Below are 1,365 nucleotides of genomic sequence, written 5' to 3'. Positions count from 1 at the left end.
GAACTCGGCATCTATGCGCAGGACGATACGTTCCTGACGAAGGCCAAATGGGATTTTCAGAGCACGCCGGCCGACAAGTACCCGCTGCTCCTGCATTTTCATCCGCTCGTCATCTACCGCCACCAGGTGCTGAAGCAGGCCGATCTGGTGCTGGCGCTGTTCCTGCTCGGCGAACGGTTCACGATGGAGGAGAAGATCCGGAACTACCGCTACTATGAGCCTTTGACGACGCATGATTCCTCACTGTCGCCGTGCATTCACAGCATCGTCTCGGCCGAGATCGGCGAACTCGAAGAAGCGTATGCTTATTTCGACCGGACGGTGCGCATGGATCTGGACGACATCAACCGGAATGCCAAGGACGGGCTGCATACGGCGGCCATGGCCGGGTCCTGGATGTCCATCGTATACGGGTTTGCGGGCATGCGCTTGGTAGACGGCATGCTGGAATTTGCGCCGGCGCTGCCGGGGCAGTGGGACAGCTACCGCTTCCGGGTCATGAACCAGGGCCGGCTCCTGGAGGTGCTTGTCGGCTCGGAAGGAACGGGATATGGACTCCTGGAGGGTGAACCGCTGCAGATCCGCCACAAGGGGGAAGAGCTGACCCTTGAGGCAGGGAAGACGGTCAGAAGGTAACGAAACACGGCGGAGTTTTGGAACGAGAGAAACCGGGGAATCGCCCGGCAGATTCGTCCCGGACTCCGTTTTTCATCTTTATAAAAAAAGTTTGGCGAAACGCTTGACGATGATAATGGATCCATGGTAAGATCTATCTTGTCGCTAAGAAAAAAACATTTCGAACGTGACCAACTGAATATGCGGTCGTGGCGGAATTGGCAGACGCGCACGGTTCAGGTCCGTGTGGGCTAACCCCCCGTGGAGGTTCGAGTCCTCTCGACCGCATCGTTGATAGGATCATGTGATTGCTGAAAGGCAATACATGATCCTATTTTTATGTTTATTTACGCCGATAGGCGTTTTTTTATTCTCTTCAGGATTGTGATTACAGACTGGAGCCGGGGGCTCTTGGATCAAGGCACCCGGCCTAACTGCTCCCGAAGACGCGTGATGTCGCTGATCGGCGGAAGGCCGAAAAGCCGGGCGTATTCGCGGCTGAATTGGGACGGACTTTCGTAACCGACTCGAAAAGCAACATCCGCTGCATCGGCAGATTCGGATAACAAGAGACGGCGGGCCTCCTGCAGCCGCAGCTGCTTTTGGTATTGCAGCGGGCTCATGGCCGTGACCTCCTTAAAGTGACGGTGCAGAGAGGAGGGGGCCATATGGGCAGCGGCCGCCAGCTCATCGATCCGCAGCGGCTCCATGTACTCCCGCTTCAACTGCCTCGACCACCGACGGACAACG

Annotated in this window: 2 protein-coding genes and 1 tRNA gene; 2 read left to right on the top strand and 1 reads right to left on the bottom strand. The window is 56.8% G+C overall.

The features are described from left to right. Together CPT76_RS00825 and CPT76_RS00820 are read left to right on the top strand one after the other, a co-directional pair. Positions 1-636, top strand: a 636-nt coding sequence (locus tag CPT76_RS00825; protein WP_308737491.1) for a glycosyl hydrolase family 65 domain-containing protein, incomplete at its 5' end; no start/stop codon positions are given. 182 nt (positions 637-818) lie between these two features. After that, positions 819-903, top strand: a tRNA-Leu gene (locus CPT76_RS00820). Between the two features lie 128 nt (positions 904-1,031). Here the strand turns inward: CPT76_RS00820 and CPT76_RS00815 are convergent. Further along, positions 1,032-1,365, bottom strand: a 334-nt coding sequence (locus CPT76_RS00815; protein ID WP_146116123.1) for a helix-turn-helix transcriptional regulator, incomplete at its 5' end; no start/stop codon positions are given.

Origin of the sequence: Paenibacillus sp. AR247 (assembly GCF_002968895.1) — a bacterium.
Lineage (GTDB): Bacteria > Bacillota > Bacilli > Paenibacillales > Paenibacillaceae > Paenibacillus_AQ > Paenibacillus_AQ favisporus.
The sequence above is the reverse complement of the archived record's forward strand: the minus strand, read 5'-3'. Positions and strand labels throughout refer to the sequence as shown.